General features: G+C 33.6%; 24 protein-coding genes. 17 read left to right on the forward strand and 7 right to left on the reverse strand.

Annotation, left to right across the window (positions count from 1 at the left end; all coding sequences use genetic code 11):
• Positions 1-96 precede the first annotated feature (96 nt).
• From JMUB898_RS01755 to JMUB898_RS01765, 3 genes are all read left to right on the forward strand, one after another.
• Positions 97-954: a class I SAM-dependent methyltransferase gene (locus JMUB898_RS01755; protein ID WP_002444460.1), complete on the forward strand. Its 858-nt coding sequence runs from the start codon at positions 97-99 to the stop codon at positions 952-954.
• A 161-nt stretch (positions 955-1,115) separates the two neighbouring features.
• Positions 1,116-1,679, forward strand: coding sequence for a PadR family transcriptional regulator (locus JMUB898_RS01760; protein ID WP_126501890.1), 564 nt, complete (start codon positions 1,116-1,118; stop codon positions 1,677-1,679).
• Between the two features lie 24 nt (positions 1,680-1,703).
• Positions 1,704-2,876 (forward strand): FAD-dependent oxidoreductase, encoded by a 1,173-nt coding sequence (locus JMUB898_RS01765; protein WP_037541700.1) that lies wholly within the window; start codon positions 1,704-1,706, stop codon positions 2,874-2,876.
• A gap of 211 nt (positions 2,877-3,087) precedes the next feature.
• Here the strand turns inward: JMUB898_RS01765 and JMUB898_RS01770 are convergent, their stop codons facing one another.
• Positions 3,088-3,978 carry a fructose bisphosphate aldolase gene (locus JMUB898_RS01770; RefSeq protein ID WP_002444457.1) on the reverse strand — a complete coding sequence of 297 codons (891 nt, stop codon included), beginning with the start codon at positions 3,976-3,978 and terminating at the stop codon, positions 3,088-3,090.
• Between the two features lie 338 nt (positions 3,979-4,316).
• Between JMUB898_RS01770 and JMUB898_RS01780 the strand changes: the two genes are divergently transcribed.
• Positions 4,317-5,582, forward strand: coding sequence for a putative glycoside hydrolase (locus JMUB898_RS01780; RefSeq protein ID WP_002444456.1), 1,266 nt, complete (start codon positions 4,317-4,319; stop codon positions 5,580-5,582).
• 124 nt (positions 5,583-5,706) lie between these two features.
• On the opposite strand, the gene JMUB898_RS01785 is transcribed toward JMUB898_RS01780, so the two are convergent.
• From JMUB898_RS01785 to JMUB898_RS01795, 3 genes are all read right to left on the reverse strand, one after another.
• Positions 5,707-7,068 carry an FAD-dependent oxidoreductase gene (locus tag JMUB898_RS01785; RefSeq protein WP_002444455.1) on the reverse strand — a complete coding sequence of 454 codons (1,362 nt, stop codon included), beginning with the start codon at positions 7,066-7,068 and terminating at the stop codon, positions 5,707-5,709.
• A gap of 218 nt (positions 7,069-7,286) precedes the next feature.
• Positions 7,287-7,874 carry a class I SAM-dependent methyltransferase gene (locus JMUB898_RS01790; protein ID WP_002444454.1) on the reverse strand — a complete coding sequence of 196 codons (588 nt, stop codon included), beginning with the start codon at positions 7,872-7,874 and terminating at the stop codon, positions 7,287-7,289.
• Between the two features lie 147 nt (positions 7,875-8,021).
• Positions 8,022-8,450 (reverse strand): hypothetical protein, encoded by a 429-nt coding sequence (locus JMUB898_RS01795; protein WP_037541698.1) that lies wholly within the window; start codon positions 8,448-8,450, stop codon positions 8,022-8,024.
• 282 nt (positions 8,451-8,732) lie between these two features.
• Here JMUB898_RS01795 and JMUB898_RS01800 point away from each other — a divergent pair, with 282 nt between their 5' ends.
• Positions 8,733-10,070 carry an aspartate aminotransferase family protein gene (locus JMUB898_RS01800; RefSeq protein WP_126501891.1) on the forward strand — a complete coding sequence of 446 codons (1,338 nt, stop codon included), beginning with the start codon at positions 8,733-8,735 and terminating at the stop codon, positions 10,068-10,070.
• A 187-nt stretch (positions 10,071-10,257) separates the two neighbouring features.
• On the opposite strand, the gene JMUB898_RS01805 is transcribed toward JMUB898_RS01800, so the two are convergent.
• Entirely contained in the window at positions 10,258-10,821 is a 564-nt protein-coding gene (locus JMUB898_RS01805; RefSeq protein WP_002444447.1) for a TetR/AcrR family transcriptional regulator, read from the reverse strand.
• A gap of 135 nt (positions 10,822-10,956) precedes the next feature.
• Between JMUB898_RS01805 and JMUB898_RS01810 the strand changes: the two genes are divergently transcribed.
• On the forward strand, positions 10,957-11,685 hold the full coding sequence (locus JMUB898_RS01810; protein ID WP_037541695.1) for an ABC transporter ATP-binding protein: 729 nt from the start codon (positions 10,957-10,959) through the stop codon (positions 11,683-11,685).
• On the forward strand, positions 11,682-12,764 hold the full coding sequence (locus JMUB898_RS01815) for an ABC transporter permease (protein ID WP_002444442.1): 1,083 nt from the start codon (positions 11,682-11,684) through the stop codon (positions 12,762-12,764). The genes JMUB898_RS01810 and JMUB898_RS01815 overlap by 4 nt, the downstream gene beginning before the upstream one ends.
• A gap of 167 nt (positions 12,765-12,931) precedes the next feature.
• Here JMUB898_RS01815 and JMUB898_RS01820 read toward each other — a convergent pair whose 3' ends face one another.
• Positions 12,932-14,383, reverse strand: coding sequence for an APC family permease (locus JMUB898_RS01820; RefSeq protein WP_002444441.1), 1,452 nt, complete (start codon positions 14,381-14,383; stop codon positions 12,932-12,934).
• A gap of 347 nt (positions 14,384-14,730) precedes the next feature.
• Between JMUB898_RS01820 and JMUB898_RS01825 the strand changes: the two genes are divergently transcribed.
• From JMUB898_RS01825 to budA, 5 genes are all read left to right on the forward strand, one after another.
• Entirely contained in the window at positions 14,731-15,456 is a 726-nt protein-coding gene (locus JMUB898_RS01825) for a YoaK family protein (protein ID WP_002444439.1), read from the forward strand.
• Between the two features lie 27 nt (positions 15,457-15,483).
• Positions 15,484-16,368 carry a cidABC operon transcriptional activator CidR gene (gene cidR / locus JMUB898_RS01830; protein WP_002444436.1) on the forward strand — a complete coding sequence of 295 codons (885 nt, stop codon included), beginning with the start codon at positions 15,484-15,486 and terminating at the stop codon, positions 16,366-16,368.
• A gap of 433 nt (positions 16,369-16,801) precedes the next feature.
• On the forward strand, positions 16,802-17,752 hold the full coding sequence (locus JMUB898_RS01835) for an L-lactate dehydrogenase (RefSeq protein ID WP_002444435.1): 951 nt from the start codon (positions 16,802-16,804) through the stop codon (positions 17,750-17,752).
• A gap of 61 nt (positions 17,753-17,813) precedes the next feature.
• Positions 17,814-19,478, forward strand: a complete 1,665-nt coding sequence (gene alsS / locus JMUB898_RS01840) for an acetolactate synthase AlsS (RefSeq protein WP_126501892.1) — start codon at positions 17,814-17,816, stop codon at positions 19,476-19,478.
• A 132-nt stretch (positions 19,479-19,610) separates the two neighbouring features.
• Complete coding sequence (gene budA / locus JMUB898_RS01845; RefSeq protein WP_002444431.1) at positions 19,611-20,315, forward strand: acetolactate decarboxylase; 705 nt, start codon at positions 19,611-19,613, stop codon at positions 20,313-20,315.
• A gap of 63 nt (positions 20,316-20,378) precedes the next feature.
• On the opposite strand, the gene JMUB898_RS01850 is transcribed toward budA, so the two are convergent.
• Positions 20,379-21,254, reverse strand: a complete 876-nt coding sequence (locus JMUB898_RS01850; protein ID WP_037541693.1) for an oxidoreductase — start codon at positions 21,252-21,254, stop codon at positions 20,379-20,381.
• A gap of 75 nt (positions 21,255-21,329) precedes the next feature.
• On the opposite strand from JMUB898_RS01850, the gene panB reads away from it, so the two are divergent.
• The 5 genes from panB (at position 21,330) to JMUB898_RS01875 (ending at position 25,857) form a co-directional block, all read left to right on the forward strand.
• The gene (panB, locus tag JMUB898_RS01855) at positions 21,330-22,148 is read left to right on the forward strand and encodes a 3-methyl-2-oxobutanoate hydroxymethyltransferase (protein WP_044466416.1); all 819 of its coding nucleotides are present in this window, start codon (positions 21,330-21,332) and stop codon (positions 22,146-22,148) included.
• On the forward strand, positions 22,141-22,998 hold the full coding sequence (gene panC, locus JMUB898_RS01860; protein WP_002444425.1) for a pantoate--beta-alanine ligase: 858 nt from the start codon (positions 22,141-22,143) through the stop codon (positions 22,996-22,998). Before panB ends, panC begins: the two co-directional genes overlap by 8 nt.
• Complete coding sequence (panD, locus tag JMUB898_RS01865; protein WP_002444424.1) at positions 22,995-23,378, forward strand: aspartate 1-decarboxylase; 384 nt, start codon at positions 22,995-22,997, stop codon at positions 23,376-23,378. The genes panC and panD overlap by 4 nt, the downstream gene beginning before the upstream one ends.
• Before the next feature lie 166 nt (positions 23,379-23,544).
• Entirely contained in the window at positions 23,545-24,462 is a 918-nt protein-coding gene (locus JMUB898_RS01870; protein WP_002444423.1) for a zinc ribbon domain-containing protein, read from the forward strand.
• The gene (locus tag JMUB898_RS01875) at positions 24,463-25,857 is read left to right on the forward strand and encodes a TcaA second domain-containing protein (protein ID WP_002444422.1); all 1,395 of its coding nucleotides are present in this window, start codon (positions 24,463-24,465) and stop codon (positions 25,855-25,857) included.
• The last annotated feature ends 122 nt before the right edge of the window (positions 25,858-25,979 follow it).

Raw genomic sequence — 25,979 nt, forward strand, 5'->3', positions numbered from 1 at the left:
GTACCAAACTAACCACATCTAAGTGAAGTTTAATTATTTTTAATAACTGGTGACTGACGATACAATAATTACAAAGTTTATTCGAAGGAGTTTGTAATGATGGTGGATATGAATATCTTTGATCAACAATTTTGGAAAGACGCTTGGGATAATGATCCTAATACTCAAGATAAAAGGATGAAACGTGCAGGTTTAGGAAATCCTGATGCACCAGGATTTGAAAAATGGGCTGAGAACTTCAATAAAAATTCGTTTACAGAAGAAAGTCAGAAACGCACAAAGCGTATTATGTCATGGATTGAGAACCAAACGGGCGCATTTAAAAACTTAAGTATATTAGATGTAGGTGCTGCTTCAGGTGTATTTAGTATTCCTTTCGCAAAAGAGGGGGCTAAAGTTACGAGTCTCGAACCATCAACTGTATTACATGAGATGTTAAAAGATAATGCACAGCATTATGATGCTTCAATTAAGACGATAAATCAGTCGTTTGAATCAATATCAGCTTCAGATTTAAATAATGTAGACTTTGTCTTTGCATCTATGTGTCCAGCAGTAACAACTTGGGAAGCGGTTCAAAAAGCCATTGATATCGCAAATCAGTTTGTTTATGTGAGTTTAATAGCAGGACCTAAAGAAAACTCAATTGTAGAGAAGGTGACTGCATTTTTAGAAATGAAACCCTCACCCATGACAGCCGATATGTATTATTTAATGCAACTACTGTATTGTAATAATTATACCTATGACACATTAATTGAACATCACACTCAGCATACTGAAAAAAGTGTTGAAGAAGTCATGCAACAATTACCATCATGGTTAAAAGAAGTAGAAATTGAAATAGATCATCAACAAATGGAAAGTATTGAACAATACTTACAAGATAAATATGGAGATAACGTCCCATTAACGACAGGTGGTAAATTTGGGAAGGTATTAATACATCTTTAAAATTTAAAAATATATAGAGTGAATCGGAATACTGTTCTGACAACATTTATGTGAACAGTATTTCTTTTTTTATAATTTATTTCGATATATCGTTGACTTATTTCGATATATCGCTTAATATAATGATATATCGAAATGATAATTAAAGAAAGGTGATATTTATGTTCAGAAGAAGACCAGAAATGATGAGACAACATATGGAAAAATTTGAAGGATTTGATTTTGGAAGAGGCGCTACTGGCTTTGGTAGTCCAAGAGGTGGCGGTCGAGATCGCTTTTTCAAAAAAGGAAATTTACAATTTGTCATTCTTAAAATGTTGAAAGAAGAATCTAGACATGGTTATCAAATTATTAAAGATTTAGAAGAACGTTTCAAAGGTTTTTATGCGCCGAGCCCTGGTTCAGTTTATCCCATATTACAAATGTTAGAGGATAGAGAATTTGTTTCTATTTCTAAAGACGGAAAAAAGAAAGTGTATTCAATAACTGAAGAAGGCGAAAAATTCTTGGAAGAAAATATTGATAATGATGCGTTTACTCAAAGAATGGAACAATTCCAAAACATTGATTTTGAGCAATTGAAAGCTTCTCGTGAACAATTACATGAAGTATTTCAAGGTTTTATGAAAGCAAGTCAACGTGCTTTACAAGATGAAGGAATGAAAAAAGAGTTTGATCAATTTGTAGAAGAAACAAAAGAACGTTTGAAAAAATTTTCCGAATAAAAATAGATAATGGAGGGTTTTGGAATGAATATAAAAGATGTTAAAAAGGTAGGTATTATTGGTGGAGGACCTGGAGGATTGATGTTAGGTCTTCTATTACAACAACAAGGGTTCGAGGTTTCCATATTTGAAAAAGCTGGGTTAGATGTTAATAGAGACCGTGGTGGATCATTAGATATACACGAAGAAAGTGGACAGTTACCATTGAAAGAAGCGGGTATGATTCATCGGTTTAGAGAACTTGCACGTTTTGAAGGCGAAGATACACGCGTATTAGATAAAGATGGGAAAGTGTATTATGAAGAAACTGCTGACCCAGAAGTTGAAGGTGGTCGTCCAGAGATTGATCGTGGTGAACTTTGCGATATCATTAGTGAACAATTAAAAGAGGGCACTGTCGTATATGGTAAAACGTTCGAATCGCTTACTCGATTAGATGATGGACAAGTTAAAGTTTCATTCGTTGAAGGAGACACAGCTACGTTTGATTTCGTGGTAGGTGCTGATGGAGCATTTTCAAAAGTGAGACCTTATTTAGCAAATGTGGACGTTGAGTATAATGGTATTTCAATGGTGGAACTGAATGTAGAGGATGTGTATAACCAATATCCTGATTTGGCTGAGTTTAATAAACACGGTAAAATGATGGCATTTGGTGACCACAAAGCGATACTCGGCCAAGTGAATGGCGATGGCAGAATTAAAGTATATATGTCATATCAAATGGATTATGATGAATTTGATAAATTTAAAGGGATGAACAAGTCAGAAATTAAAGAACAGTTATTGAACGATTTTGGAGATTGGCATCCAGAATTAAAAAAATATATTGAATATGCAGGCGATGATATATTATTACGTCGCATATATAAATTACCTATTGGTTTCAAATGGGAAAATCAACCTAATGTTACTTTAATTGGAGATGCAGCACATCTTATGAGTCCATTTGCGGGCGAAGGTGTGAATATGGCATTTTATGATGCGTATTTATTAGCTGAAGCGCTTAAAGAAAATGACGAGTTACAGATGGCTTTAAAAGAATACGAAGACAATATGTATGAAGCATCGGAACAAAGTGCGCGTGAGTCTCAAGCTAACTTGGAAGAAATGTTTGGTGACAATGCTGCACAAAAATTTGGAGATTTCTTTAATCAAATAGGTGAGTTATTTGAAGAACATCAATCACATAAATAAATAGATATTTAAAAAATGCCGGCTGGTTGTCTTGAACCAGTCGGCATTTCATGTACTTCCGAACGAGGAAATAATTTAACTTCGCCGGAAAGATAGACGGGCTACGAAAAGCAGGTTTTTCGGCAGAAATACTCAAAGTTCGACAAAACTTGAGAAACAGTTTTGCTCACTTTTCGATTCTGCTCAAAACCTAAGCGCTTTTCTTCGCACCTTAGTTTTTATTTACTGATGCGTCGTAGATTGAGTCTACAGCATCACCTAATGCTTTATCGAATTCTTCTTGTGATTGGCTAGCACGTAAGTCACTAGCTAATGCACGTGAGAAGCTTGCGATTAATTCATCGTTTTCTTTTAATAATTTGTTAGCTTCATCTCTGCTGTAACCACCAGATAATACAACTACACGTACAACGTTTGGATGTTCAGCTAATTCTTTATATAAGTTAGGTTCAGTAGGAATAGTTAATTTTAACATTACAAGTTGATCATCATTTAATGAATCTAAGCCTTTTTTGATTTCAGCTTTTAATACTTTTTCAATTTCAGCTTTATCTTTAGCATTAATGTTAACTTCTGGTTCAATGATTGGTACTAAACCTTTAGCAATGATTTTTTTAGCGAATTCAAATTGTTGTTCAACAACATCTTTGATACCTTGTTCGTTTAATTCTAAGATGTTAGAACGCATTTTAGTACCGAAAATATGACGTTCATTGGCACGGTCTAAAGTTTCGTCTAAGTCATTGATTGGTTTCATTAATTGAACACCGTTTTGTTGTTCAGCAAGACCTTTATCAACTTTTAAGAAAGGCACAATGCCTTTGTCTGCTAAGTAGTCACCAGTGTATTTACCCTCAACTTCGCGATCCATTGTTTGTTCGAAGAGAATGGCACCTAAGATTTTATCAGGTGAAAATGAAGGTGAAGTCACTACGCGCGTACGCATATCGTGAACAAGTTGGAACATCTCATCTTCATTGCTATATTGGTCTTCATTAACGCCATATTCTTTAAGCGCTTTAGGTGTACTACCGCCACTTTGGTCTAATGCAGCGATAAACCCTTTACCATTAGTCATTTTTTCTAATTGTTCTTTATTCATACTTTCCACTCCTTAACATAACTTTCACTTACAGTATGATAAAAATTATATTTTATCTCAAGTTTTTCAACTCGAAATTTATGTGAAACTGTCTTTAATCGTGTATGAAGTCATAAATTTGACGAAAATTAGAATTATATTGATGGCAATGTAAAAAGATGGGCATAAATTAATTGAGAGCCGTACACACGTTTTAATTCAATTTTCAAAATAGTATGTTATTCTATGTTTATAAATAATTAGTAATAATATAAATATATTACTTAATTACGCATTTTAGTAAATTTAATAGTAATAAATTTAAATTTATATTTTGTGTGTTTGGGAGGCGACAGGGTATGAATAAAAAGAAAGTTCTAGCTGTTTTTGCTACAAGTGCATTACTATTATCAGCTTGCAGTCATGATGAAGGACAGGACAATAAAACGAACGATGAAGACAAAGGGGATAAACAATCAACTAAACAATCTAGTAAGAAACAAAGTGACAATGCGGTTCAATACCCTAAAGATGGTGTGAAGGGCATTTATGTGGCGAGTGGTTCTACTAAAGATGAGAAAATGGATGAACTGATTCAATACATTAAAGATTCTAAACTGAATTCAATGGTTATAGACGTTAAAGATGATGCTGGTAACATCACAATGAAGTTCCACACTGGAAATAAACTCATAGATAAAAACGAAATGGATCTTGCTGAAGCAAAGCCACTTTTAAAGAAATTGAAGAAAAACAATATTTATCCAATCGCACGTATTGTTACCTTCAAAGATACTAAATTGGCTAAGGAACATCCTGAATGGTCATTTAAAGATAAGGATGGGTCAGTTTGGGAGAATGGTAAAGGCGATAGCTTTGTTAATCCGTTTGTAAAAGATGTTTGGAAATATAATGTTGCAATTTCTAAAGCTGCAGCAAAGGCTGGGTTCCGTGACATTCAATACGACTATGTTCGATTCCCTGAAGGCTTTGAAAATGAAGCAAGCAATTTAGATTATGATAGAGGCGACTATCAAAATAGTAAGTTAAGTTCTGGAGACCAACGTGTAGATACTGTAACTAAATACTTAGAATATGCACATAAAGAATTGGAATCATATCATGTTAAAATTTCTGCAGATGTCTTCGGATATTCAGCATTAGTTAAAAATGCGCCAGGTATTGGACAAAGTTTCCCTAAAATCTCTAAAAATGTAGATGCAATATCTTCAATGATTTATCCATCTCATTGGAGTCCAGGAGACTTTGGATTAAAAGCACCAGATACAGAACCTTATAAAACAGTGAATCGTTACATTCAACGTGAAAATAGTATTTTAAATAAATTAGGTAACGATAAACCGAAATCAAGACCGTGGATCCAAGATTTTACTGCCTCTTATTTAGGTGAAGGTAAATATAAGGAATATGATGCACAAGCCATTTCAGATCAAGTTCAAGCGCTTAAAGACAATGGTATCAATGAGTTCTTAATTTGGAATGCAGCTAATGACTATACAAATGGACCTAATTATCACCCTAAAAAAGAAAAAATTAAAGACAAAGGTGAAAAAAAGCATAAGCATAAAGACTCAAAAGAAGATAAACAAAATCAAAGCAATTAGTATATATTTCAATCATCTTAGTGTCATTCTATATTAGACGCTAAGATGATTTTTTACATAAAAAAACTCAGTAAGACGACGATAGCGTACGCCTTACTGAGCATTTATTACTTATTCAAATGAATTAGAATAACATTTTGTCGCTTCCGAACGTATCGCCCAATGCTTGTTGCGCTAATACATTGAGATAGTTCCAAGGACGGTCATAATCAGGTTGGAAGAAGAAGTCTTGTACAGCAAATTGTTCTAAAGTGAAACCAGCTGATATCGCAATAGAAATCGTATTGATAGAAGCTGTTACATCTTCAGTAGACATCACTTGTCCACCTAAAATTTTATGACTATCTTCATCGTAAATGATTTTCATATGAACTTTTGTATCATCTTGCATAAATTTAGGATGAATAAGTTCTTCTACATATTTCTGACCTAGATTACCATCATAACTATCCGCTTCAGTACCATGGACACCTGTTTGTCCGAATTTATAATCAAATAATTGTAATCCAGAAGTACCGGATACTCTAGGCATTGTCATATCGTTACCAGTCATGTTTTTCGCTGCAACAACGCCTTGACGACGAGAATTGGTTGCGAGCGCGATATAACGATCTTCATTAACTGGTGCGAATGGTACAAGTGTTGCGTCACCACCTGCGTAGACATCTTTAGCAGATGTTTGTTGTTGATGATTGACATTGATAATACCTTTTTTACCTAAATCAATTTTGCCATCTAACCATTCTGTAGCAGGTTCAACACCCACTGCGAATAATACGGTATCAGCTTCGTATTCAGCTTTATCTGTCACAACTTTAGTCACATAACCATCGTTGTCACCTGAAAGTGATTGAACGGTTTCGCCACCTTTGAAATAAAGACCGTGTTGTTTAGAATTTTCTTCTAAAATATCAGTGAATTCTTTATCAAGGTAAGTGTTTAAAATTCTATCTGCAATATCAACAATTGTTGTTTCAATACCTGCTTTAGCAAAGGCTTCAGCAGCTTCAATACCAATGTAGCCACCGCCTACAACAACTGCTTTTTTAGATTGTGGCATACGTTGTTTAATTTGATTTGCCCATTCACGACCTCGCATAAATAAGACGTTATTATATTGATCTATACCGTCAACAGGAGGTGTGACAGGTTTGCCACCTGGACTTAAGAACAATTTATCATATGACACTTCGTTAGATTGTCCGTTTTGTTCTACGGTAATCACTTTTTTATCCGTGTCTAAGTCAGTCACAGTACTATTAGTATGAATGTTCACGCCTTGTTCTTCATAAGAAGATGTTGAAGCATAGTGTAATGAATCAAGTGAAGGAGAAACATTTTCTAAATAACTTTGAATTCCACAGGATAGGAATGAAGGTTTATCGCCACTTTCAAACACTTCGATTTCAGCACTTGAATCTTCTTTTAAAAGGGTTTCAATAGCTTCATAACCTGCATGTGACGTACCAACAACTACATATTTCATAATCTAATTCCTCCTTAAAGAATGTATATCTATTTACAATTAATATGCATAAGATTAATTTAGTGTTTACAATACTTCATTTTCCCTTTAAAGCCTTGTTTATTCATTTGTTACTTGTTTCAAAGTTATTTTTCAAAAAATCGTCATAAAAAAGGCCGAAACAATAGCGATTCGTCACTATCTTTCGACCAGTTATAAAAGTAATTAATGTTGTTCGATTATGAAGTTTTGAGTAAAGACTTACGTCTAGCGATCAATAATCCGCCTGCGAGTAGTGAGGCAGTAGCTGCGACTTCTGTGCCTCGAATACTGTCATGATTACCACTTTCTGGAAGTGTCTGTTTAGATTGCTCCGGTAAATCAGAAGGCTGCACATTTCCAACATAGAACGCGTTAAGTTCTCTAGCAGAATCCACTGATGTGTCAGCATTTGTTGCATGATGTGTTTCTTTATAAGTTTTAGTTGTAATACCTTGTCCTGTATAACAATCTTTATTATTTAAAGTACTATACTCACCATAGTTTCCACTTTTATATTGAACTTCTCCATTTTTGTAGACTTTATATGTGCCTACACCTGCACCAGATTTATTACTAATGTCGATTTTGTAGTAATCTCCTTTATCTTTGACAGTGTTGAAATTCTGTAAGTAGGGATTGCCACCGCTGTTTTTCATAGCTTGTTGTGCTACATGTTTTGCATTATTTGCAGTTACTTCATCCGCTTTTGCTTCAGAAATATTTACAGTGGAAAATAATACTGCACTTGTTAAAACAGTTGATGCAAGAAGAACAATCTTGTTCACAATGATAACCCCTTTTCGAATTAGAGAATTTAGAATTTGATAGAATGTTTTCTACGCTTTTAGTGTACCACCTGAATTGAATAATCATACCGCTTTAAATGAAACCACATCGAAACTTTAAGGTAAGTTAAAAAAGTTAATATAAACTCATAAATGTTTATTTGAAATCGTAGGAATACAAATCGCCATTAATACCATAAAGATAATATGAGCAACCATCCACCAGAAGTATTCAGACCAGCTAAATGTAAAGAATGAACGTTGTGCTATAGCGATTAAAAAAGGGTACATAATAATAAAAATAACTATTAAAGGAAAGTATGCTAAATAGTAAAGTGACTTTGAATATTGATAAATGATTAAAAATATGACATAAATCGTAAACCCAATACATAGATGAATCAGACCTTCGACAATGGTAGGTACGTTTTTGGGATCTACAAGAAAATCAATATTAAGCAATAACTGTGTTAAATGTGTTGATTGTAAAAGGACATCCATCACCATCGTAGTGATTAATAGAAGTGCACTAATGATGAATGCACATAGTAAGTGATAACCATATCTTAACCACATATCATTTCCTCCAATCATTGTATTACTTATTTTAATTCCCGTATCCATTATGTTTATACATCGTTGCTTATCAAGTTAATTTCATATTTAAATTAATGAAGAAGTTTAATTTTTTAATTATTCTGAAAATATTTACAAATCAGAAAATTATTAGTATATTGATTACTACCATAATATCAAGAATTCATTTTGAGACTGATAAAAATATAAAAAGAGAGTGTTTAGATGGACTAAAAACAGTATGAAGAATGAATGATAATTCATAGGGAAGGTGAATTTATCATGAGTAAAGCAGAAAAACTAATAAATGAAGATGGAGAATATTTCGCGAAATCAGGACGAATCAAATATTATCCTTTAGCTATTGATCGTGGCTTTGGTGCCACATTAGTTGATGTAGACGGGAAAGAATATATTGATCTCTTATCAAGTGCCAGTTCACAAAATATTGGACATGCACCTAAGAAAGTGACCGACGCGATTAAAAGACAAGCAGAAAAATTTGTGCACTATACGCCAGCTTATATGTATCATGAGCCGCTAGTTCGTCTATCTAAAAAGTTATGCGACATTGCGCCGGGCAATGATGAGAAAAGAGTGGCATTTGGTTTATCAGGATCAGATGCTAATGATGGCATTATCAAATTTGCACATGCTTATACTGGGCGACCGTATATTATCAGTTTTACGAATGCTTATCATGGTTCAACATTCGGTTCATTATCGATGTCAGCCATTAGTTTAAACATGCGTAAACATTACGGACCATTACTCAACGGTTTCTATCATATTCCATTCCCTGATAAATATAGAGGGATGTTCGAGCAATCACAACCTAATACAGTTGAAGAATATTTGGCTCCTCTTAAAGAGATGTTTGCAAAGTATGTGCCAGCTGAGGAGGTTGCATGCATCGTGGTTGAGACGATTCAAGGTGATGGTGGGTTGTTAGAACCAGTGCCGGGTTATTTTGAAGCATTACAAAACTTATGCCACCAACATGGTATTTTAATCGCTGTTGATGATATCCAACAAGGACTTGGTCGTACTGGCACATGGAGTTCTGTATCGCATTACAATTTCACGCCAGACCTCATCACATTTGGAAAGTCCTTAGCAGGTGGTTTACCAATGTCAGCGATTGTAGGCCGTAAAGATATCATGGAAAGTCTTGAAGCACCGGCTCATTTATTTACAACTGGAGCGAATCCAGTAAGTTGTGAAGCAGCTTTGGCCACAATTGAAATGATCGAAGAAGAAGATTTATTAACGGCTTCCACTGAAAAGGGGAACTACGTACGTCAGCGTATGAATCAGTGGGTTAAACAATATGAAAGTGTAGGAGACGTGCGAGGTGTAGGACTATCAATAGGTATTGATATTGTATCTGATAAAAAAGATAAGACACGCGATCCAGAAGCGGCTTTAAAGATATGTAATGATTGCTTTAAACATGGCGTTGTGATTATTGCTGTAGCCGGCAATGTTTTACGATTCCAACCTCCACTAGTGATTACTTATGAACAACTTGATCAAGCGCTCGACACCATTGAAAATGCCCTTCAAGCTTTGCAACAAGGTAAACTAGATCAATATGAAATTACAGGTCAAGGATGGTAATCATCAAATCATGAAATTGTAGCTCAAGTAAATAAAAATAAGTTAAATTAGCAACAATAAATATGTAATAAGCCTCGCTATGCATCATTTAATGGTCATAGCGAGGCTTTAGTATATTGAATCTATAACAATTGGATATTAAAGAAATACTTGATAATAAGTAATTGTGTTTTATCATGTTATCAATTTATTTGAATGCACTAGTAATGATTTTATTCATAATAGTTGCTAATTCATTAGGTTTCTCTATACATCCTCTATTAACCCAATCTTGTATTACTCCGAAAATGGCATTACTGATAAAAATTAATAAGAAATACTTTTCTTTTGTCGTTAACAACTTTGTATTTAAGATGGGTACGATATTGATTTCTATATTTCTTTGTAATACTTTTTTGATTTCTTGATGCAACTTATGTGCACTGTTATCACCTAATAATATTAATATAAGAGACCCACTTGTTGACCAGAACTTAATAGCATTTTCAAAAAAATAAGTTTGTGAGGAAAATTCTTCTTTTAATAATTCTCTTTTTCCTTTTTTTAATAGTTCATTTAGATGAGAATAAATAAAATGTTCTTTATCATTATAGTGTGAATAAAATGTTGTTCTACTGATTTGACTTTCTTTACAAATGTCTTTCACAGTTATGGTCTCATATGTTTTTATTTTTAAAAGTCTCATCATTCCATTACGAATACGATTTTGAGTTTTGGTTACACGGATATCCCTAATATCTCTTTCTCTCATTATGATCCACCTTTTAGTGAACAATTAATGTCAATGTGTTCGCTTTTTAATAATTTTTATCACTATAATTACATAAAACTCTTAACATTAAATATATATAAACTGTAAGTCATGTCAACAAAGGAGGCAATTTGTATGGATCGAAGCATTGCTAGCTTGTACGAAGTGGTAAAATCATATGGAACACATAAAGTGTTAAATCGTATTACTTTAGAAATTAATAGAGGAGAACTTCTTGGTTTAATTGGACCTAGTGGTTCAGGTAAGACGACAACGATAAAATGTTTACTTGGTATGGAAAATTTCGATTCTGGTTCAGCTGAAATTTTCAAACAAAAAATACCTAATCGTCAAGTTTTAAATAAAATCGGTTATATGGGGCAAACAGATGCACTTTATGAAAATTTAACTGCTTATGAAAACTTAGACTTCTTTGGTCACCTTTCAGAATTAAAAGGTAAAGAATTGGAAGACAACATTAAGAAAAATATGTCTTTAGTTGATTTAGAAAACACATTGAACAAAAAGGTTAATCAATTTTCAGGGGGAATGAAACGCCGACTATCTTTAGCAATGGCTTTGCTTGGTCAACCCGATTTAATCATATTAGATGAGCCGACAGTAGGAATCGACCCTAAGTTACGTAATCAGATTTGGACACAATTAAAAAATATAGTCGATAAAGGAAAAAGTGTGGTAGTAACCACTCATGTTATGGATGAAGCTGAGCGTTGTGATAAGGTTGGCTTAATTATAGAAGGTAGATTGTTTGCCTTAGATACTCCTAAAAATCTAAAAAAGAAATTTAACGCTGATACGATTGAAGAAGTATTTATAAAAGCCGAGGAGGTGAGTTCATCTTGAAACTTTTCGCAATAGTCAAACGTGTTATGAAGGAATTACTTCGTGATAAACGTACGCTTGCACTTATGTTTTTAGCTCCCATGCTGATATTGACATTGATGTATTTCGTCTTTAATGGTAATGAAGAAGACTTGAAAATTGGTATAGATCATTCAGTGTCATCTAATATTACAAACCATCTTCCTTCTTCAAATTTAGATATTAAAAAATATAAAACACAAAAAGATATTAAATCTAAAATAGAAGACGACAATTTAGATGGGTTTATATATCAAAAAAGTCATACACTTCATGTGACTTATACAAATGAAGATCCTAGTAAATCTAATCAGATTAAACAAATGATTGGCCAAGCAATTCAGAAAGATAGACTTAGTAGTGTAAAGAAAGTTTCTGAAAAAATGCCAAAGTCAATGCAAATGAAGAATAAGCAAGATATTGATATATCTAATCATTATTTATATGGCGATTCTAATAGCAACTATTTTGATAAAATGTTTCCTATTTTAATGGGATTCTTTGTATTCTTATTTGTATTTTTAATTTCGGGCATTACATTATTAAGAGAACGCACTACAGGAACATTAGAACGTGTTTTATCTACTTCTATTCGTCGTACGGAAATTGTTTCAGGTTATCTTATAGGCTACGGAATTTTCGCTATCATTCAAACACTGATTATAGTGCTATTTTCAATTTATCTTCTTAGTATTCATTTAGCGGGTAGTTTAGGATATGTTATTTTAATTAATATATTATTAGCCATTACCGCATTATCAATGGGGATTTTCATTTCTACATTTGCTAATTCAGAATTTCAAATGATTCAATTTATTCCACTATTTGCTGTGCCACAAGTATTCTTTTCAGGTATATTTCCTTTAGAAAATATGCCCCATTGGCTTAGCAATATAGGATATTTATTCCCATTGCGATATGCTGGTAATGGTTTAATAAACGTAATGATAAAAGGACAAGGATGGACTCATATTTGGTTCGATTTACTTATACTCACATTATTTATAATTGTGTTTATCGCTTTAAATATTATTGGATTAAAACGTTATAGAAAAGTATAAAAGTGTATTGTGAGGTATGTGAAATCGAAACATCCTATTATATATTGATGTAAAATGACGTGTAAATACGTAGTATTGAATATAAAAGTAGCAGTAAGAAGATTCTAGCTGAAATCATCTTACTGCTATTATTTTTGGAAATTATGTCCCAAGCTCTATAATATGAATTATTTTGGTACGTGATACTCTTCTTCTTCATTTTTCTTAGAATGTTTTAGGCCATAGAGTAAATAAATCACAATACCTATAAAGAACCAAATTAAAGTATATAATTTAGCTTCATGACTTAAACCCCAGAATACAAGTAATACGAGCACAAATGTAATCGCAGGTAAAACGGGATATAATGGTAATTTAAAAGCTGGTTTAGGTAAATCTTTACCTTCACGTTTTCTTAGACGATACATTGCAAGTGATACAAACATAAATGCAACTAATGTACCTGCAGAAATCAATTGCGCTAAGAAAGTGAATGGGAACATTGATCCAATTAATACACCAATAATTGTTAAAATCACTAATGCTCTATTAGGTAAATGTTTATGATTTAAATGACTCAACCATGCAGGGAGTAAGCCATCACGACCAAATGAATATAATAGACGAGATCCGGCTAACATCATACCTATTAAAGCCGTAAACATACCGATCACCGAGATAGCTTGAACAACTGCTGCGATGATACCGTGACCACTTTGACGTAATGCCCAACCTACAGGTTCAGCGTTACCAGCATATTTAGAATAGTGGAACATACCAACTAATACTAAGGCTACAGCTACAAATAGTACAATTGCGACAACTAAAGACCCTAAAATGCCTCTAGGCATCGTTTTTTGAGGATTAATTGCCTCTGCAGAGTTAGCCGCAATTGAGTCAAATCCGATATATGCTAGGAATATCATTGAGACACCAGCGTATACACCTTGCCATCCACCGAAGTGACTGCCTGAAGCAGTGACTTTATGCTCAGGAATAAATGGTACATAATTGCTGAAATGAATTGCTGTTAAACCAACAATCACGAAAAGGATAATCGCTAACACTTTAAGTATAACTAAAATATTTTCAAGACGTGCAGCCTCACTCATACCACGAGAAAGTAATAAAGCAGTCAAGATAATAACCACAGCTGCAATAATATCAATGACGCCACCATCACTACCAAACGGATTCGATAATGCTTTAGGTAAGCTAATTCCAAGTGGTGCAATAAGTCCTCTTAAGTTAGCTGAAAAACCTGATGCTACGAAAGCAACTGCAATAAAGTATTCTGCTAAGAGAGCCCATCCAGCAACCCATCCGAAGAGTTCGCCAAATAATACGTTAATCCAAGAATAAGCTGAACCTGCGAAAGGCATAGTTGATGCCATTTCAGCATATGTGAATGCTACAAGTCCTGCTACGATAGCTGCTAATAAAAATGATAATGCTACTGCAGGTCCTGCATGCTCTGCAGCTACCACCCCAGGTAAGGTAAAAATTGATGTTGAAACGATGGTACCTACACCTAATGCAAGGAAATCACGCACACGCAACGTACGTTTAAGGTGTCCATCTTTGTTTTGATAAATTGTTGGATTCTCTTTTCGAGTAATCCGGTTAAAGAAACTTGACATAATGAACCTCCACTGATTAAAAAGTAATCTATTTCGAACAGCTATTTAAATTGTTTAATATTCTTGAAAAACGCTTTATTAACAATATGAATGATGAGCTATTTCTAATAATTTATATCATAGCACAGAATAATGTGTTTTTATCTAAAAATTCTGAAAAATTAAAGCTTTTTATGTCTATTTGATGAATAAATCAAACTTAAGCTTATCGCGAAATGATAAACTTGATTATATCAGATATCTGAAAAATAAGAATAGCTTTTTAAAAGGAATTTTTACCAATATTTTACAAATTACATTTAAACAGTGTAAAACTAATAAATTAACAACTGGCATTTAAAAGGTGTATGATAATTTTGAAGAAAATTGAAAAGAGGTGGGTAGACATTTCACTAGATAAATATCTCACTCAAAATATTTATCAATTTAAAGAAATAGCAATTGCATTGACGTTTGTTGGTGGATATGTAGATGCCTATACCTTTTTAGAACGAGGTGGAACTTTAGCAGCTGGACAAACGGGGAATATCATCTTTTTAGCTTCTGAAGTGTCACATCATAACCTTAATGGTGGTCTTTTAAAAATTATTTCAGTACTCTCCTTTATGATTGGCGTCATGTTTGTTTCATTGATACATGCTAAAATTGCGACAAGATATTGGCGTTTAATCGCGTTACTTCCAATCACAATTAGTAGTATCGTTGTCGGTTTCACTCCGAGTACAGTATCTAATTTATTTATTATTCCGCCACTCGCATTTAGTATGGCCATGCTAACTACCGCTTTCAGTAAAATCGAAGGCGAAGGTTATGCAAATACCTTTTCAACTGGTAATTTAAAAAAAGGCGTTGTCGCATTAAGTGAATATATGATAAATAAAGATAAAGTACAATTGAGTAAATCGTTACTTTACATTAGAATAGTAATAAGTTTTGTTGTGGGGGCAATTGTATCTGCGTTACTTCAAAAATTTATGGGAATCTATACCATATTAATTGCTGCAATCATTTTACTGGGTGTCTTAATATTTTATAGCTTCCTCATTTATCGCAGAGAACGTAATATACAGTAATATTAATTTGCATAAGGATGAGAATAAATGGAAATTAAACAAATAAAATATTTCGTAGAAGTTGTTCGCCAAGGTGGAATGACACAAGCATCTGAACATTTATATATTGCTCAATCAACGATAAGTAAAGCGATTAAGAACATTGAAAATGAATACGATATTACTTTATTCGACCGTTCTCAGAAACAAATTAAACTCACTGACATTGGGCAAACATTTTATGATAACAGTTTAGAATTTTTAGCATTATTTGAAAAGCTTTCATTAGAAATGAATGATGTGGTGAATGTTCAAAAAGGTCACATTAAAATAGGTCTGTCACCTATGATGAATGTGCAAATGTTTACGAATGCCCTCAACCAGTTTCATAAGTTATATCCGAATGTGACGTATGAAGTGATTGAAGGCGGAGGTAAAATAGTTGAGAATTTAACTGCCAATGACGAAGTAGATATCGGAATCACTACTTTACCAGTAGATCACACGCTTTTCCATTCAATTCCTTTATACAATGAGGAATTACTACTTGTGGTAAGTAATGATCATCACCTTGCACATTTGAAAAAGGTCGACTTAGCTGAACTGAAAGATGAAGAATTCGTACTCTTCCATGATGATTATTATTTAAAAGACCAGATCATTGAAAATTGTAAACGGATAGGCTTTTACCCTAAAACAGTGGCAAACATCTCACAAATCAGTTTTATTGCCAATATGATTCAACAAGGTATAGGTATCAGTATCGTACCAGAAAGTTTAGTACATTTAATGGGGGACAATGTTACGTCTATCCAGTTAGAAAATGTAGAGCTCTCTTGGCATCTAGGTGCGATTTGGAGAAAGGATGCATACCTGAATTTTGTAACACGCCAATGGATTGATTTTATATCACAACTTGAGCCTATTAAATAGAATACGTTTAATCTGTTTGAGTTATTAATCATAGACTTAATATAAACTGGATAATAAATTCCAAAATACAAAGCTCCTAAAATGAAGTGAATGAATACTTCGTTTTAGGAGCTTATTTTATGTTGTTACCTCACTGTTTAAACACGTAATGTAATATGACTGATTACGTTTTTCTATAGATGAACCATTCCTTTTAAGAATAGTAATAATCGTTATTATGTATTTTATTAATACTTCGTTGTGTACTATAATTGTAAATGTAATGAAGTTGGTCACTAAATACTATATTTTGTATAAATTGTAACAAATTTGTCACTGAAATGACGAATATATAAAGAAGTAGAATTAAAATTCTAGTTATTTTAATGAAAATATTATAAAAATAAAACTAAGCACATCATTGTGTAACTTTATTTCGAAGGAGTTCGTTAAAATGAAAAAATTTAGTAAAAAAGTAGTATTAATTGGTGATGGATCAGTAGGTTCTAGCTATGCGTTTGCAATGGTCACACAAGGTATAGCAGATGAATTTGTCATCATTGATATTGCGAAAGATAAAGTGGAAGCTGACGTGAAAGATTTAAACCACGGCGCACTTTATAGTGCATCACCTGTTACAGTCAAAGCGGGAGAATACAGCGATTGTAAAGATGCAGATTTAGTTGTGATTACAGCTGGTGCGCCACAAAAACCAGGAGAAACACGCTTACAACTCGTCGAAAAAAATACAAAAATCATGAAAAGTATCGTTTCAAGCGTGATGGATAGTGGTTTCGATGGCTTCTTCTTAATCGCAGCGAATCCTGTAGATATCTTAACACGTTATGTTAAAGAAGTGACTGGTTTACCAGCAGAACGCGTCATTGGTTCAGGAACAGTATTAGATAGTGCTAGATTTAGATATCTTATTAGCCAAGAGTTAAATGTTGTACCTTCTAGCGTTCATGCAAGCATTATTGGTGAACATGGTGATTCTGAATTGGCTGTATGGTCACAAGCTAATGTTGCGGGTATCTCAGTATTTGATACTTTAAAAGAACAAACAGGCAGTGAAGCAAAAGCTGAAGAATTATACGTTAATACAAGAGATGCAGCTTACGACATTATCCAAGCTAAAGGCTCTACTTATTACGGTATTGCTTTAGCACTTTTACGAATCTCTAAAGCATTATTAAATAATGAAAATAGTGTTTTAACTGTGTCAAGTCAATTAAATGGGGAATATGGACATAAAGGAGTTTATTTAGGTGTCCCAACACTTATTAATCAAAATGGGGCAATTAAAGTATATGAAACACCTTTAAGTGATAATGAAAAACAATTATTTGATCAATCAGTGAACACATTAGAAGAAACATATGAATCAATTAAGCATTTAGTGTAAATGTTTTAAAATTAAAAGAGGATAGCTAGGAAATTAAATTTTTGAAAGGATATGAAAATAAATGGCTGACAAACAATATTCAGCAGCAGATATGGTAATTGATACTTTAAAAAATAATGGAGTTGAATACGTATTCGGTATTCCGGGAGCTAAAATAGATTACTTATTTGACGCATTAGAAGATGATGGTCCAGAATTGATTGTTACACGTCATGAACAAAACGCAGCAATGATGGCACAAGGTATCGGACGCTTAACAGGTAAACCGGGAGTAACACTTGTAACAAGTGGCCCTGGAGTTAGTAATTTAACAACTGGTTTACTCACTGCTACATCTGAAGGTGATCCAGTGTTAGCAATTAGTGGTCAAGTTAAACGTAACGATTTATTACGCTTAACTCACCAAAGTATTGATAATGCATCATTATTAAGATCATCTACGAAATACAGCGCAGAAGTTCAAGACCCAGAATCATTATCAGAAGTTATGACAAATGCCATGCGCACAGCAACGTCAGGCAAAAATGGAGCAAGTTTTATTAGTATTCCGCAAGACGTTATCTCTGCACCAGTTGAAGCGCAAGCAATTTCGCTTTGTCAGCAACCTCAACTCGGTGTCCCAACTGAAAAAGATGTTCAAATAGTCATTGATGAAATCAAAAATGCAAAATTCCCAGTTCTTTTAGCTGGAATGAGAAGTTCAAGCCAAGCAGAAACGGAAGCTATCCGTCTTTTAGTTGAAAAAACAAATCTCCCTGTCGTTGAAACATTCCAAGGTGCAGGTGTCATTAGTCGAGAATTAGAAAATCATTTCTTCGGACGTGTAGGTCTTTTCAGAAACCAAGTTGGTGACGAATTATTAAGAAAAAGTGATTTAGTCGTTACAATTGGTTATGACCCAATCGAATATGAAGCAAGTAATTGGAACAAAGAATTAGATACTAAGATTATTAATATCGATGAAGTACAAGCAGAAATTACTAATTATATGCAACCAGTTAAAGAATTAATTGGAAATATTGCTGGAACAATTGAATTGATTTCTGAACATGTAGACGAACCATTCATCAATCAAGACCATTTAGATGAACTTGAAAAATTAAGAGCTGAAATCATTGAAGCAACGGGGATTAAAGCTACACACAAAGATGGTGTGATGCATCCAATTGAAATTATTGAAACGATGCAAAAGGTATTAAGCGATGATACAACAGTGACTGTTGACGTAGGAAGTCATTACATTTGGATGGCACGTAAATTTAGAAGCTATAATCCAAGACATTTATTATTTAGTAATGGTATGCAAACATTAGGTGTTGCACTTCCTTGGGCTATTTCAGCAGCGCTTGTTCGTCCAAATACACAAGTCGTTTCAGTAGCTGGTGACGGTGGTTTCTTATTCTCAGCCCAAGATTTAGAAACAGCGGTACGTAAAAACTTAAATATCATTCAATTAATTTGGAATGATGGACGCTACAACATGGTTGAGTTCCAAGAAGAAATGAAATATAAACGTTCTTCAGGCGTAGAGTTTGGTCCAGTTGATTACGTTAAATATGCTGAAGCATTTGGAGCTAAAGGATTACGTGTTTATAATCAAGAAGAATTAGAAGCGGCGATTAAAGAAGGTTATGAAACAGATGGTCCCGTAGTCATCGATATTCCAGTGAACTATGAAGATAATATGAAATTATCTACAAACATGTTACCGAATGCTTTAAATTAATTCGACAACGTATGTGATAGTACTATCATTTTCAAAAATAAAAGAACGCATTCTAAAGAGAAAGTTTAAATCTTTAGATTGCGTTTCTTAAAGTGTAAGAACGAGTGAATATTAATAGGAGTGAAATGAATAATGACTAATGTATTATATCAACACGGCACGTTAGGCACGTTAATGGCAGGTTTATTAGAGGGAACAGCCTCTGTCAATGAGTTACTAGAACATGGAGATTTAGGTATTGGCACGCTTACTGGTTCAAATGGTGAGGTCATCTTTATAGATGGTAAAGCGTATCATGCAAATGAACATAAGGAATTTATTGAGTTAAATGGAGATGAAATGACACCATATGCCACTGTGACACAGTTTAAAGCGGATAACCAATTCCAATCTTCGAATAAAGACCAAGATGCGATATTTGAGGAAATTAAAGAACAAATGGTAAGCGAAAATATGTTTTCTGCAGTGAAAATCTCAGGAAAATTTAAGAAAATGCACGTACGTATGATGCCTGCTCAAGAACCTCCGTATACGCGTTTAATTGACTCAGCACGTAGACAACCTGAAGAAACGAGAGAAGACATTAAAGGTGCAATTGTAGGCTTCTTTACACCTGAATTATTCCATGGTGTGGGTTCCGCAGGTTTCCATATTCACTTTGCGAGTGATGAACGTGACTATGGTGGTCATGTACTAGACTTTGAAGTAGATGATGTTAAAGTCGAAATCCAAAACTTTGAAACATTTGAACAACATTTCCCTGTAAATGCGAAATCATTTACAGAAGCGCATATCGACTATAAAGATGTTGCAGATGAAATCAGAGAAGCTGAATAATATTTCGATTCCCAAAGACGTATCAATAACGCCTTTGGGATTTTTTTATGCTTTGATAACTATTTATTCACTTTCTGTTTGTGTGAATTGACGATGATAGGACTTTAAGAATATATAAACTGAGTCGAGATAGGGTGTTTCTAGTTGATGATAACGGGCACGTTCATAAATATATCCTTGAATCGCCTCGACTTCCAAAGGTTGTTGATTCATGACGTCATAATACATGCTTGTTCCCATCTCGTCTGGATAACCTTTATAAATTGCCATGATGTCATCAACCGTTTGCTTTGGAAAATGAATACCCTCAGACTGAGCAACTTTAAGACCCTCTTCAAGAATGTTGCGGCAAAGTTGACTCATTTCTGGCAATTGTAAAATTTTAGCAGTTTGATGACCAATCGCAGTGATTGAATTAATACCTAGATTAACTAGTAATTTATACCAAATTTTATGTTCGATATTATTTTCTAAAATAAGTTCAATTTTAGTAGAAGAAAGTAGTGTTTTTAATTCTCGTGTCTTTGGCGTATCTTGGACGTGAAGACGATAATCTCGAAAATGTGTAACCTGATTTGCTACTTTTTGACCACTAATGTAGACGACTGCTTGATGAACATGTTGATATGGAATACGTTGCACTTGTCCATAACCATTTTGCGCTAAAATAATTAAAGTATCTGGATGTGCGAGTGCTTTTAATTGTGTAATTACAGTGCCGAGTTGATGTGTTTTAACAGCAATGATAATGACATCGAATGTTTGATTCATGTTATCGTAAGAACTAACATCAATGGTTATCGCTTTAGAAGTATTTTCCGGGAAATAAGTCATCGATTGCTTTCGACGACCAATGAGTTTCGTTTCTGGTAAAATCGCTTTTAATTCGGCAGCAATCGTTGTTCCAACGGCGCCAGGACCTATGATAGCAATTGTCATGAGATAATTCTTTCCTTTCTTGGTGCAATTCATTATACTATTGCTAATAATAAAGGAAATAAAGGATGAAATGAATTGAAAACATTAAGTCAATTAATGAAGATGAAACACGAGCAAACGAAATTATCTATGGTTACAGCTTATGATTTTCCGAGTGCAAAGCAAGCACAGCAAGCTGATATCGATATGATATTAGTTGGAGATTCACTTGGCATGACCGTTTTAGGTTATGAAAGTACAGTTCAAGTTACAATAGAAGATATGATTCATCATGGTAAGGCAGTGAGACGCGGAGCACCTGACACATTTGTAGTTGTAGACATGCCTATTGGGACTGTAGGTTTAAGTGATGAAGACGACTTAAAGCATGCTTTACGTTTGTACCAAGAAACACAAGCGAATGCATTAAAAGTGGAAGGCGCACATCTTGTTTCTTTCATTCAAAAGGCGACACGTATGGGTATTCCAATCGTTTCTCATTTAGGACTAACTCCTCAAAGTGTCGGGGTGATGGGCTACAAATTACAAGGTGGCACGAAAGAAGCAGCTATTCAGTTAATTGAAGATGCCAAGGCAATGGAAGAAGCAGGCGCAGTATTACTCGTTTTAGAGGCAATTCCAAGTGACTTAGCTCAAGTGATTACTGAGAAACTTACTATACCAGTGATTGGTATTGGTGCCGGTAAAGACACAGACGGACAAGTATTGGTATATCACGATATGTTGAATTATGGTGTGGATCGCCAAGCTAAATTTGTTAAACAGTTTGCTGACTTTTCAATAGGTATTGAAGGTTTGAAACAATATAATGATGAAGTTAAAAATGGAACATTCCCTTCAGAACAACACACATACAAGAAAAAGATTATGGACGAGGTTGAAACCAATGACTAAAGTCGTTACTACTATTAAAGAAATGCAAAACATCGTTAAGTCATATCATCGACAAGGACAAACAATAGGCTTTGTACCGACAATGGGAGCATTACATGAAGGTCATTTGAAAATGATGCGTATGTCAGTAGAAGATAACGATGTGACAGTGATTAGTGTCTTTGTTAACCCATTACAATTTGGACCCAATGAGGACTTTGATGCTTATCCACGTCAAATTGATCAAGATGTTGCGGCTGTAGAAGCGATAGATGTTGATTATGTTTTTTATCCGAGTGTTGAAGAGATGTATCCAGATCAATTAGATATCACTTTGAAAGTAGGCCGTTTGGCTGAAGTGCTTGAAGGGGCGCAACGCCCAGGTCATTTCGAAGGCGTGGTTACAGTTGTAAATAAATTATTTAATATTGTACGTCCTGACTTTGCTTATTTTGGGAAAAAAGATGCCCAACAACTTGCAATTATTGAAAAGATGGTTAAAGATTTCAACCATCCTATTGAAATTGTAGGTGTGGATATTGTAAGAGAAGACGATGGTTTAGCTAAAAGTTCACGAAACGTTTATTTAACAAATGAGGAACGTAGTGAAGCTGTACATTTGAGTAAAAGTTTGCAACTTGCACGTGAATTGTACGATAAAGGCGAACGACAAAGTGACGTCATCATTCAAAGTATAGTTTCTTATTTAAATGACCATACGAGTGGACATGTAGACGAAGTAGCTATTTATAGTTACCCTGAATTAATCGAACGGGAAAGGATTAATGAGCAAATATTTATTTCATTAGCGGTGAAATTTTCAAAAGCGCGCTTAATAGATAATATAATAATTGGAGATGAAAAGTATTGATTAGAACGATGATGAATTCTAAAATTCATAGAGCAAGAGTTACAGAGTCGAATTTAAATTATGTAGGAAGTATTACGATAGATACTGACATTTTAGAGGCAGTGGATATTCTACCTAATGAAAAGGTAGCAATAGTAAACAATAATAATGGCGCTAGATTTGAAACATATGTTATTGCAGGTGAAAGAGGAAGTGGCAAGATTTGTTTAAACGGAGCAGCTTCAAGATTAGTTGAAGTTGGAGATGTTGTGATTATTATGACATATGCACAATTAAACGAAGAAGAGATTAAAACGCATGCACCTAAAGTAGCTGTTTTAAATAAAAATAATGACATCGTTGAGATGATTCATGAAAAAGAAAACACGATAGTTTTATAGAATTTATAGACTTTTCTTAGCCGAGGTACTTATAGAGTAGCTCGGTTTTTTATGTTAAAAAGCGTGGATTACTTTAAAAATATTATATAAATATAAAATTATATAGATAGCAATATAAATATAGTATATAATCTAAATTATCTTAATATTGGAGGTCCAAACATCTATGAATTGTCCTAAATGTGGTCAGAACTATCAACAAGAAGACGTCTTTTGTGGCAACTGTGGCACAAAGCTCCCTGAGAGCGTAGCAGAAACTACAAAGACAACATCAGAAACTGCAAATAAAGAGGCACAAGGTGAACAAAGTGTAATCCAAACACAAGTAACAAAGGAAATTGAAGAAGTAACTACAAATTCAAAGGAACAAGCATTCTATCACCACCAAAACATCAATCAGTCAGTAGTCAATCAAAATGATACGCATGAACATATTGAAACGCCGTTAGAACAAGGTACACAAAGTAATAATAAAGATACATTCTATGAAATGAAGCAATTTTTTATAAGTGCTTTTACACATCCAGATCAAGTTTTAAAAACGGAACAAACATTTAGTACTAAATTACTTTTAATACTCATCATTGCTGGATTAGCTGTAGTTGCCTTGTTATTTAGTGCATTAATTCCAGACCAAGTAGGTTTTTTTGAAGTGTCAAAATCTAGTATCGTATTTAAATTTACAGTGAGTTTAGCTATTATCTTAGCCGTTCATATCGGCATCACTTATTTAGTTGTCAGATTAACGATACTTCCAGAAGTTAAGTTCAATAAAGTATTTTCGGACTATATATTAATCAATACATTCACAGTTGCTTTATTAATTCTTTCAGCGTTTTTATTTGCGTTAAGTTCTTACAAATTTGCTTCGCTGATTATTATCATCATGTATTTATTTTTAACAATATCACCAGCATTCATGCTTGCGAAATATAGTTCAATATACAATACAAGAATTTCAAGTTTGTATGGAATTTTGATTCTATTATTTGTACTTTCAATTATCATTTTAGTTTTTGGTCAAAATATCATTGAAGGTACACTAATGCAAAACTTTAGTAAATTATTTGGAAGAGTGATTTAAGTGAAGTTTTGTAAACACTGTGGAAATCCTTTAAACCCTAGTCATAAAGTTTGTACGAGATGTGGCAGGCCAATAGGTCATATAACACAAACAGCACCTAAACATGAAGTTCATCAGCCATATCCTCCGGGTCGTTATCATGATGGGTATCAATTTAAGAAGCCGAATAAACCGTTAATTGTTATTTCAATTCTCGTCGCTATGATCACGATAACACTGATTGCACTGTTCTTTTTTCTGAAACATCAGCTTTCTCCTGAACAAACTGTTGATCAAATTTCAGATGCACTTAAAAAAGAAGACGCTCGTCATCTTTCTAAATTATTAACTTCTGACGGTAAGAAGCTCGACGATAGTGAAGCACAAGCGTATCTTCGTTTTTTGAAAAATGAAGGCAAATTAAGTGAACTAACGCAAGATTTGAAAGATAGTCTTGATAAAATGAATACATCGAAGACGAAAACACACACTGTGAGTATTAATAATTTAGCAATTATTCAAGTTGTTAAAAAAGGTAAGCGTTATGGCTTGTTTAATCATTACGAGTTTAATATTCCTAAATATTCAATTGATATGTATGCACAAGATGATGGAAAAATTAATTATGAATATAACGGTAAAAAGCATACGATTCATTTGAAGAAAAGCGAAACTGCTCATGTAGGCACATTTCCACTTGGAAATTACCAGCTTGAAGCTAAAAAGCAAGTTGGTAATAAAACATTCAAGGGAAATTTAACGATATTAATGACACCCGCTCGCTCAATCGTTAAAGAAAATTTTAAAGAAAAACGGTTTATGATCAAAGCAGATAATACTTATAAAGTGAAAGATATACGATTATTTATTAACGATAAAGATAAAGGTAAATTAGAAGAATATAAAACGTATGGCCCATATACTTCAGATGAAAAGGTGGTTGTACACCTTGAAGGCAAAGTTGGTAAGCATCTTATTAAAACAAATCGTGAGCAAGTAAAATTACCTGAAGGAACTGAAGAATACAAAACAATCACGCTCTCATTCGATCCGGAAGAAATAAATAAGTTTGATGATGATGACACTGATTCAGATGACTCAAACAAAGATAAAAAAGAAGATAAAGAACATAAGGAAAAATCTGATGATAAAGAAAATGACAATCAAGAAAAGAAGAAAACAGATTTAACACTTTCGGAAGCAAAAGATATAATAAAACAATTTGATGAAAGTGCTCCCTCTGATTCTAACCACTCTTATGTGTTACATCCTTATATGAAATGGGGCGACTCTGTTATAGATGTTAAAGATAAATCAGGAAGAACAATTTACATATATTATATTTCTACTAAAGAAAAATTTATTTCTAAAGGTAATATAGATGGGGATCATATAAATAGTGGTTACTATCATTAACTTATTATAAATCGATAATGAGTTGATTCTTTATCATGCCTCTAAGATTATTTTCATTAGCAAAATAGTCTTAGGGGCTTTTTATATTGCTATACCACTAAATTTTAAATTAAAATAACGTG

This window comes from Staphylococcus caprae, assembly GCF_003966625.1.
Classification (GTDB): domain Bacteria; phylum Bacillota; class Bacilli; order Staphylococcales; family Staphylococcaceae; genus Staphylococcus; species Staphylococcus caprae.

What these genes read in the sequence shown, in the direction of transcription:
- JMUB898_RS01755 (WP_002444460.1), top strand. Translation starts at nt 97, where the DNA reads ATGATGGTGGATATGAATATCTTTGATCAACAATTTTGGAAAGACGCT.
- JMUB898_RS01760 (WP_126501890.1), top strand. Translation starts at nt 1,116, where the DNA reads ATGTTCAGAAGAAGACCAGAAATGATGAGACAACATATGGAAAAATTT.
- JMUB898_RS01765 (WP_037541700.1), top strand. Translation starts at nt 1,704, where the DNA reads ATGAATATAAAAGATGTTAAAAAGGTAGGTATTATTGGTGGAGGACCT.
- JMUB898_RS01770 (WP_002444457.1), bottom strand. Translation starts at nt 3,978, where the DNA reads ATGAATAAAGAACAATTAGAAAAAATGACTAATGGTAAAGGGTTTATC.
- JMUB898_RS01780 (WP_002444456.1), top strand. Translation starts at nt 4,317, where the DNA reads ATGAATAAAAAGAAAGTTCTAGCTGTTTTTGCTACAAGTGCATTACTA.
- JMUB898_RS01785 (WP_002444455.1), bottom strand. Translation starts at nt 7,068, where the DNA reads ATGAAATATGTAGTTGTTGGTACGTCACATGCAGGTTATGAAGCTATT.
- JMUB898_RS01795 (WP_037541698.1), bottom strand. Translation starts at nt 8,450, where the DNA reads ATGTGGTTAAGATATGGTTATCACTTACTATGTGCATTCATCATTAGT.
- JMUB898_RS01800 (WP_126501891.1), top strand. Translation starts at nt 8,733, where the DNA reads ATGAGTAAAGCAGAAAAACTAATAAATGAAGATGGAGAATATTTCGCG.
- JMUB898_RS01805 (WP_002444447.1), bottom strand. Translation starts at nt 10,821, where the DNA reads ATGAGAGAAAGAGATATTAGGGATATCCGTGTAACCAAAACTCAAAAT.
- JMUB898_RS01810 (WP_037541695.1), top strand. Translation starts at nt 10,957, where the DNA reads ATGGATCGAAGCATTGCTAGCTTGTACGAAGTGGTAAAATCATATGGA.
- JMUB898_RS01820 (WP_002444441.1), bottom strand. Translation starts at nt 14,383, where the DNA reads ATGTCAAGTTTCTTTAACCGGATTACTCGAAAAGAGAATCCAACAATT.
- JMUB898_RS01825 (WP_002444439.1), top strand. Translation starts at nt 14,731, where the DNA reads ATGATAATTTTGAAGAAAATTGAAAAGAGGTGGGTAGACATTTCACTA.
- cidR (WP_002444436.1), top strand. Translation starts at nt 15,484, where the DNA reads ATGGAAATTAAACAAATAAAATATTTCGTAGAAGTTGTTCGCCAAGGT.
- JMUB898_RS01835 (WP_002444435.1), top strand. Translation starts at nt 16,802, where the DNA reads ATGAAAAAATTTAGTAAAAAAGTAGTATTAATTGGTGATGGATCAGTA.
- alsS (WP_126501892.1), top strand. Translation starts at nt 17,814, where the DNA reads ATGGCTGACAAACAATATTCAGCAGCAGATATGGTAATTGATACTTTA.
- budA (WP_002444431.1), top strand. Translation starts at nt 19,611, where the DNA reads ATGACTAATGTATTATATCAACACGGCACGTTAGGCACGTTAATGGCA.
- JMUB898_RS01850 (WP_037541693.1), bottom strand. Translation starts at nt 21,254, where the DNA reads ATGACAATTGCTATCATAGGTCCTGGCGCCGTTGGAACAACGATTGCT.
- panC (WP_002444425.1), top strand. Translation starts at nt 22,141, where the DNA reads ATGACTAAAGTCGTTACTACTATTAAAGAAATGCAAAACATCGTTAAG.
- JMUB898_RS01870 (WP_002444423.1), top strand. Translation starts at nt 23,545, where the DNA reads ATGAATTGTCCTAAATGTGGTCAGAACTATCAACAAGAAGACGTCTTT.